This window comes from Candidatus Ulvibacter alkanivorans, from assembly GCF_003333325.1.
Classification (GTDB): Bacteria; Bacteroidota; Bacteroidia; order Flavobacteriales; family Flavobacteriaceae; genus Ulvibacter_A; species Ulvibacter_A alkanivorans.
The window spans coordinates 22,831-32,052 of sequence record NZ_QOLC01000072.1; the positions used below are offsets into that span (position 1 = coordinate 22,831).

Here is a 9,222-nt window from a genome sequence, read left to right on the forward strand (position 1 = left end):
TAAATCTGTGAGCAAGATAAGTATTATGACGGATAGGCGGAACATAATTTCAAATTAGATACTATGCGTGCATAACAGGCGTTGCATACCGCTCAAAATTTAAGTACCTTTTTACCCACTAATTTCAATCTGTTAATCATGAAAAAACTCCTGTTATTGTCTGTAGCGTTTTTGCTTTTCTTCGGAAGCATTTTCGCCCAAGAAAATCTTACTTATAAAAAACCTCCTGCCGAAATTCTAGAACTTGTAGATGCCCCTTTGGCACCTTCTGTACAAATAGACAGTAAAGGAAACAATGTGGTCCTTCTCTATCGCGATGCGTTCAAATCGATCGAAGAGCTTTCAGAAACAGAAATGAGATTAGGCGGATTGCGAATTAACCCGAAGACGAATATTGGAAGCCGTACCAACTATTATAACAACTTAAAGGTTAAAAAAGCAACCGCTTCCGAAGCGACACAAGTAAAAGGCCTGCCAACAAATCCGCGCCTCTCAAATTTTAGATGGGCACCCAATGAAAAAATGATCGCCTGTCTAAATACAACTGCTACAGGTGTCGAGGTTTGGATCGTAGATATTGAAAATGCTTCGGCTAAAAAAATAACACCGGCAACAGTTAATGCCAATATGGGCGATGCGCTCAATTGGTTTCAAAACAGTGAGGCCTTGTTAGTTAAGATGCTTCCATCAAATCGTGAAGCGTTAATAAATGCTTCGGAAGCAGTACCGGAAGGCCCAACGGTCTCGGTAAGTGATGGCGCCAAAGCGCAAAACAGAACCTACCAAGATCTACTGAAGAATCCGAACGACGAGCATAATTTTGAGCAATTAGCGCTTTCAGAATTAAAAAAAGTTACGATCAACGGTACCACCTCTAACTTCTTGCCTACCGCCATGTATCGCGGAATTAGCTTTTCACCGGACGGTAATTACTTGTTGGTTTCGAAACTTAAAAAACCGTTTTCCTACATCGTACCTTATTATCGTTTTCCTTACGAAGAAGCGATCTACGAAAAGGATGGAAATTTGGTAACTGTCTTTAACGATGTACCATTGAATGAAGTGCAACCTAAAGGGTTTATGGCTACGCGTACCGGAAAACGCAATGTAAGTTGGAGAAGTGACAAGCCCTCAACAATTTATTGGGTGGAAGCCCTTGACGGTGGCGATCCTGAAAATGAAGTGACTCATAGAGATGTGGTTTACGAAGTGTATGCGCCATTTACAGGTCGAGGACGAGAATTATTAAAAACAAAAAATCGATTCTCTGGAATTACTTGGGGAAATGATAATGTCGCCATTGCCTACGATTACTGGTGGAACGACCGTAACACGAAAACATATTTGTTCAATCCTAATGACCCCGGAAAAGAAGCTGTAATCATTACCGATCGCAACTACCAAGACCGCTATAGTGATCCGGGTAATTTTGTTACCTCTAAGAACGACCTTGGTAGTTACACGCTAGAAATAAATAACGGAAAAGCCTATTTAATGGGCGACGGTTATAGCGAAAAAGGCCAATTTCCTTTTATAGACGAATTTGATATATCGACACGCAAAACAAAACGATTGTATGAATCACCTTATACCGATAAACTGGAAAATTTGATCACGGCCATCGATATGGACAAAGGAAAAGTGCTAGTACGAATTGAAGCGCAAAATGAGTATCCTAATTATTACTTCAGAAATATAAATAAAAAGAACAGTTTAACTCCTGTCACAGCCTTTGATAATCCTTATCAAAGCCTCAGTAATGTGCATAAGGAAGTGATCACGTATAAACGTGATGACGGACTAGAACTGGAGGGTACATTGTATCTACCAATAGGCTATGACAAAGATTCCAAAGAAAAAAAGCCCATGCTTTTATGGGCATATCCCCGTGAGTTCAAGGATAAGAGCAGTGCCTCTCAAAACACGACCAACCCTAACGAATTTATTTATCCGTACTGGGGCAGTCCTATTTATTGGGTAACACAAGGATATGTGGTACTAGACGATGCGGCCTTTCCCATTGTGGGAGAAGGCGACGAAGAACCCAATGACAGTTTTAGAGAACAGTTGGTTGCCAATGGGAAGGCAGCGATAGATGCCGTGGATGCATTGGGGTATATCGACCGAAACCGCGTAGGTGTCGGGGGCCATAGTTATGGTGCCTTTATGGTCGCTAACCTATTAAGCCATAGCGATCTGTTTGCTGCTGGAATTGCTCGCAGCGGTGCTTATAATAGAACGTTGACACCCTTCGGATTTCAAAGTGAGGAACGCAGTTATTGGGATTCGCCCGAAACGTATTACACCATGTCTCCTTTTATGCATGCCGATAAAATGAAAACACCATTATTATTGGTACACGGGGAAGCCGATAACAACAGTGGAACCTACCCTTTGCAAAGTGAGCGCTATTTTAATGCGTTAAAAGGGCTCGGTGGTCCGGCCAGATTAGTCATGCTGCCAAAAGAAAGTCATGGGTATCGCGCCAAAGAAAGTATTCTCCACCTGCTTTGGGAACAAGACCGATGGTTAGATATGTATGTGAAGAATAAAGAGGAAAACGAAATAAAGGCGTCTTCAGAAATTAAACAGTAACCTTAAAAATAAGGGCGCAAAGTTTGCGCCCTTATCTAACAACCTAACCAATAAAATAATAGATAAAACTTTAAGATTTCATAGCAATCTATTATCCCACTTTCAATAGCCTAAAGATACAAACATTGTTTAATACATTAAGCATATCATTAAACAAAGTTTTGTTAAAATTTTTATTTATATGCCTTATACGCATCGATCTCCACGGTTGCTCCAAGGTCATGGAGTAAATTATACAGACCGAAAAAAGTTCTATTGATATACAGAAAGTGTTTGGAGCCTCGGTTGCCGTCCATTTTACGTAATTCGGTGTTTTTTGAATATTTATCAGACAGCGCTGCTATCTTTCCGAAGAAAACAGTATCGGAGAAATCGAAAGTCTTGTTATGGAAGGGCTTGGTGAACAAGCTCAACATTTCATGGAACAATTCGGCAAAGAATTTGATCTCTTCGGGAGAATCTCCGGATTTCAATATTTCTAAGGCATACATTTTTTCTAAAAACACTTCGGGATCGTTAATGTTCTCCGGTTTGGCCAATTCAAAATACGGTTCATAAAATTCGTTGGGAACCGCTTTTACACATCCAAAATCGATAGCGATTAAAGCGTGTGAATCATCTACCATAAAATTGCCCGGGTGGGGATCAGCATGCACGCGCCGTAGCTGGTGCATCTGGAACATATAGAAATCCCAAAGTGCCTGTCCTATAGTATTTGCAACTTGGTGATTGGTATTCGTTTTAGTAAATTCTGAAAGGTGCTTGCCTCGCATCCAATCCATCGTTATTATACGAGGACCCGATAAGGATTCATAATAGTCTGGGAATTTTAAATTTGGAATATGGCTACACGCTATCGCAATTTCTTTTCCTTGCTGCACTTCCAATATATAATTGGTTTCTTCCAGCAATTTACCCTCTATCTCTTTAAAATATTTTTCTGAATCTTTCGCTTTTATATTGAACATTCGCAAGGCAATTGGTTTTACCAATGCCAAATCACTGCTAATACTATCGGCCACCCCGGGGTACTGTATCTTTACCGCTAACTGTTTTCCATCTTTGGTCGCGCGATGTACTTGCCCAATACTCGCAGCAGCCACCGAATTTGCATCAAAACTATCGTATAAACTTTCGGGCACATCACCAAAATAAGAGGTAAATACCTTGCGCACCAAAGGCGCCGACAATGGGGGAACTTGAAATTGAGCCAACGAGAATTTTTCAACATAGGCCTGTGGCATGATGTTCTTTTCCATGCTCAACATTTGCGCTACCTTTAACGCGCTACCTTTAAGATTTTTAAGTCCGTTGTAGATGTCCTCCGCATTTTCTTCGTTTAATTTATCCTTGGTAGTTTCAGGATTAATGAGTTTTTCCCCATAATATTTTAGGTAGTTCCCTCCTACCTTTACCCCGGTTGAGACCAATTTAGAGGCCCGTTGAATTTTATTAGTAGGGATCGCATCAATAGTTTTCATAGTAGATAATTAGATTAGGCCATTCTTTCTTTCCAAAGAAATTTTCCGAAATCGATCACACTTTCTAAGGGTGTGGTTTCAAAAACATCGAAAATTGCGCGCACCGATTTTTCGATCACGACATCGGTCTTTTCAAAGGATGGTGACGAATCGTCCATCCAATATTTTAAAATGAACAAGGTTTGAATCCATGCTCCTTCAGAAAAAACAGCCACCGGTTGTTTTAAGATCTTTAGTTGTTGCGTGTCGTTTTTTTCCTCAATTAGGGATGCGGCAAACGATTTTATTTTTTGTCTTAAGCCTCTTAACTGACTTAGATTCTTTAGTGGTGATTGTTGCGCGCTTAACACGAATAACACATAACTTCTATTGGCTGAAAGAATTTCGAAGAACGTATAGAAAAATGTGAGCATTTTTTCCTTATTCGAAAATTCTGTATAGGCTTTATCCTTATGCGCCAAGGTCATGGAATGATCAAAGAATTGATTCCAAATTCCCTGTTGGAGAGATTCGAACGAACCAAATTCACTGTAAAATTCTGTCTCTTTAATATTGTTTTCTTTACAAAACTTGTAAACGCTAAGTGGTAGGCGTTCGTTCTCTAACACATAGGTCATATATGAGTTTACAATAGCATCTCTCGTGGATGTTTTAGAAGTCTTCGTTGTCTTTTTTTGGGTCATACCTATTCTTTTAGATCGTATCGTATACACTTTATGTCAAAATATTCCTTACAAAGATAGCTTATGTTTAACTTTTTATCATTATCATTAAACAAAATGTTCTGTTAAAGTTTCATAGCTAGTGACAAGCTGTCAGAATTTCGGCTATGGTACTTTATTTGACTTATTGCTTCGGAAACAAACAAGTAACATTTTTAAATAGAACTATAACATCATGAGCAAAGGAACTATTAACGTAGCGGTCGAAAACATTTTTCCGCTGATTAAAAAGTTTTTATACAGCGACCACGAGATCTTTTTACGTGAGTTGATATCGAATGCGACAGACGCCACACTAAAGCTGAAGCATCTTACCGACATTGGCGAAGCCAAGGTAGCATATGGAGATCCCAAGATCGAAGTAAAGATCGATAAGGATAAAAAGCAACTGCGAATCATAGACCAAGGAATTGGGATGACCAAAGAAGAGGTCGAAAAATACATTAATGAGATCGCGTTCTCCGGAGCCGAAGAATTTATAGAGAAATACAAGGATAAGAATGGTGAAGACACCGGGATCATTGGGCATTTCGGACTCGGTTTTTATTCAGCTTTTATGGTGGCCGAAAAAGTTGAGATCATCACAAAAAGTTATAAGGACGAACCGGCAGCGCATTGGGTTTGCGACGGATCACCAAATTACACACTAGAACCGGCTGATAAGTCGGAACGCGGTACCGAAATTATACTTCACATTGCCGAAGATGAAACCGAGTTCTTAGAAGAAGCTAAGATTCGTGAGCTCTTGGTAAAGTATAACAAGTTTATGCCCATCCCAATTAAGTTTGGAATGAAGACCGAAACCCTTCCGAAGCCGGAAGACGCAAAAGAAGACGACCCGGCTCCAACCAAGGAGGTAGATAATATCATTAACAACCCGAACCCGGCTTGGACCAAACAACCCACCGAGTTGGAAGCCGATGACTATAAAAGTTTTTATCGCGAATTGTACCCTATGCAATTCGAAGAACCACTTTTCAACATTCATTTAAATGTAGATTACCCGTTCAATCTTACAGGAATTCTTTATTTCCCTAAGATGACCAACGACATGAACATCCAGAAAGACAAGATACAATTGTATCAAAATCAGGTGTTCGTTACCGATAATGTGGAAGGCATCGTTCCCGAATTCTTGACCATGTTGCGTGGGGTGATCGACAGTCCGGACATACCGTTAAATGTATCTAGAAGTTATTTGCAGGCCGATGGTGCTGTAAAGAAGATTTCAAGTTACATCACTCGAAAGGTCGCAGACAAGTTGAAAAGTCTGTTTAAAGACAACCGTGAAGATTTTGAACAGAAATGGAACGACATCAAGATCGTTATCGAGTATGGGATGTTGACCGAAGATAAATTCTTCGAAAAAGCGCAGGATTTTGCGCTATATCCAACAGTAGATGGGACACATTTCACTTTGGAAGCCTTAAAAGAAAAGATCAAAGACAATCAAACCGATAAGGATGACAAATTGATCGTGTTGTATGCATCCGACAAGGAAGCGCAGCATAGCTATATAGAAGCTGCTAAAGAAAAAGGGTATGAAGTTTTGTTACTAGACAGTCCAATTGTATCGCACTTGCTTCAGAAGTTGGAAGGTGCTAACGAGAACATGTCGTTTGTACGCGTTGACAGCGATTCTATCGATACATTAATAAAGAAAGAAGATACAGCCATTTCGAAACTTTCCGAAGAAGAGCAAGAAACCTTAAAAACCTTCTTGACAGAGACGATTCCTTCGGAAAAATTTTCGGTACAACTATCCCCTATGGACAGTAGTGCAAATCCGTTCATCATTACCGAACCCGAATTCATGCGACGCATGAAAGAAATGCAGCAAAGCGGCGGCGGTGGTATGTTTGGAATGGGCAACATGCCGGAAATGTACAATGTGATCGTGAACACAAATCACGAGCTGGTAAGTGAAATACTAAACACCAAGACCAAAAAGAAAAAAGAACGGTTGGTGAACCAGGCATTAGACCTTGCCAAATTGAGTAAGAACTTGCTAAAAGGTGAAGAGATGACCGCCTTTATTAAACGCAGTTATGAGATGATAAAATAAGTAGTTTCACTTGTTATTCTTAGGATCCCTTTCGATGACTTCGGAAGGGATTTTTTTTGTCTTTATCTTAGAAATTCAAACTCATATCACCAATGTTTGAGCACTAGCTTGTGTATGCAAATTTGTAATTATCCAACTACGTGTTTACACGTATGTGCGACAAGGAGTTGTGCACATCGTCTAAGAAAAATTCCGTTAATCTAATATTGTGTGCCAGCCACATTTTTTTGCATACTTTTAACATACTAACTTTAAATTTAAACAGAATTATGAAAAGAATTACTTTAATGGTGCTCTGTTTTTTTGCGACTTTCGCGATGCAGGCACAAACGAATGGCACTAGCGGGGCCTCGATAAGCCCCAGTACCATTCCTCAACCAGCCGAGCAGTCTCAATCGCTCGCCCTAGCGAATAATTCTTCGCGAATGGCAAGCAATGTGTTACTGTTGGAAGGATTTGGTAACCCTGCATGGGTAGGAGATGTTACTTCCAAATTAACCGCAGCGGGAATTCCAACTGTGGATGTTTTTAATATTGACAGTGGTAATCCTTCATTAGCGATGCTACAAATGTATGATGCTGTTATTTTGGCACCTGACGGTGCTCCGACCGACCCGGCTGGGTTGTCAACAGTGCTCGGTCAATTTGTAGATGGTGGCGGAAATGTTCTGGAAATGGTTTTTGCTTTTTCGAACGTATCAGCTTTTCAAACCAATTATTCGCTATTGCCAACTGCAACATTTGGTAATGTTGGAAATTTAACATTGGGTACTGTTTTTGACCCTGCACACCCTACCATGCAAGGAGTAGCAAGCTTTAATAATGGGACTTCTGGATATGGTGTAGATGGGACGCCTAGAGTTGGGTCGACATTGATCGCGGAATATTCAAACGGTCGACCATTAGTTGTTGTTCAAGATAATTATGGTGCAAGTGGAACTGCGCGAATGGCAGTGCTAAATTTCTTTCCACCATCAACAGACGCACCATCTCAAGCAGGCTTTTGGGATGCATCTACAGACGGTGTTGCCTTAATGGCGAATACGCTTAATTGGTTGGCAGGTTCTGCCACCGCACCTGTTACCGAATGTGCTACCGACACGCCTAAGCCTATCCCGGCTGTAGGAACTTCCGGACCAATGACCCCTTCTCCTATTGCTGTTGCTGAAACAGGGATTGTAGGTACTGCACCCGGTGAATACACTATTGAAAGTGTATCTCTAGATTTGAACCATACATTCGACTCCGACCTTGATATTACCCTAGTTAGTCCAGACGGAACTACACTAGATCTTTCCAGTGACAATGGTGGAGCCGGTGATAACTACACCGGAACGATCTTTATGGATGGTGCCCCTTCAATTACAACAGGCTCAGCTCCGTTTACCGGAACCTTTCAAGCCGAAGGAGGTACGTTCGAAAGTACTTTTGCCGGTGATAACGTAAATGGAAACTGGACCTTAGAAATCATAGATGATACGGGAGGTGACTCCGGTACATTACTAGATTGGTGTATTACGGTGTCACAAAATCCAATTTCACCTATTATTGCCTGTCCTAGTGACGTGGTAGCCAACACCGATCCGGGTGTTTGTGGTGCCGTTGTAAACTTTGCCGATGCCGTTGCAGTAGATCCTGAAGGAGGACCTGTTACCGTAACACAAACGATGGGTGACCCTAGTGGAAGTGTATTCCCTCCGGGAGTAACAATTATAGAGTTTACAGCAACCGATCAAGATGGTGACAGTTCTACCTGTCAATTTACGATTACGATAACAGACAACGAAGATCCAACCATCACTTGTGGTGCTGCCATTACCCAAACCAACGATCCGGGTATGTGTGGAGCCGATATAGTTGTGCCTCCAGCTATGCCTATGGACAACTGTCCGGTAAGCGGTCCTGGAAGTGGAACCTTAGTGAACGATTATAACGGAACCGATGATGCATCCGATTTCTACCCGGTAGGAACCACTACGGTAACTTGGACCTATACCGATGCTGAAGGAAACTCAGTAGACTGTACCCAAGACATCACCGTAACCGATGATGAAGCTCCGGTAATTGTATGTCAAGGAGAACAAGCGGTGCCACCTTTAGTAGCATCAGCTGCTCCAGGAACACCTATTACAGACAATGCTACTTTCTCTGAAACACTTACTGTTGCTGAAGACTTTACCATTACCGACCTGAATGTAGATATGGACATTACCCATACGTGGACAGGCGATGTTACCATCACTTTAGAATCTCCTGCCGGAACGATCGTTACGGTATTTGATGACATTGATGGATGTTCGGCCAACGATATCACCACCTTGTTTGATGATGAGTCGGCTAACGCTTTAGATTGTGATCC

General features: G+C 41.2%; 5 protein-coding genes. 3 read left to right on the forward strand and 2 right to left on the reverse strand.

What is annotated here, in order from left to right; all coding sequences use genetic code 11:
- Positions 1 to 138 precede the first annotated feature (138 nt).
- Entirely contained in the window at positions 139 to 2,595 is a 2,457-nt protein-coding gene (locus DWA30_RS06335) for an alpha/beta hydrolase family protein (protein ID WP_114491699.1), read from the forward strand.
- A 173-nt stretch (positions 2,596 to 2,768) separates the two neighbouring features.
- Here the strand turns inward: DWA30_RS06335 and DWA30_RS06340 are convergent, their stop codons facing one another.
- Complete coding sequence (locus DWA30_RS06340; RefSeq protein ID WP_114491700.1) at positions 2,769 to 4,076, reverse strand: ABC1 kinase family protein; 1,308 nt, start codon at positions 4,074 to 4,076, stop codon at positions 2,769 to 2,771.
- Positions 4,077 to 4,090: 14 nt separating this feature from the next.
- Positions 4,091 to 4,759 (reverse strand): TetR family transcriptional regulator C-terminal domain-containing protein, encoded by a 669-nt coding sequence (locus tag DWA30_RS06345; RefSeq protein ID WP_114491704.1) that lies wholly within the window; start codon positions 4,757 to 4,759, stop codon positions 4,091 to 4,093.
- A 214-nt stretch (positions 4,760 to 4,973) separates the two neighbouring features.
- Here DWA30_RS06345 and htpG point away from each other — a divergent pair, with 214 nt between their 5' ends.
- Positions 4,974 to 6,863 carry a molecular chaperone HtpG gene (gene htpG, locus DWA30_RS06350; protein ID WP_114491701.1) on the forward strand — a complete coding sequence of 630 codons (1,890 nt, stop codon included), beginning with the start codon at positions 4,974 to 4,976 and terminating at the stop codon, positions 6,861 to 6,863.
- Between the two features lie 269 nt (positions 6,864 to 7,132).
- Positions 7,133 to 9,222: proprotein convertase P-domain-containing protein (locus DWA30_RS06355; protein WP_168421748.1), on the forward strand; the 2,090-nt coding region annotated here is incomplete at its 3' end.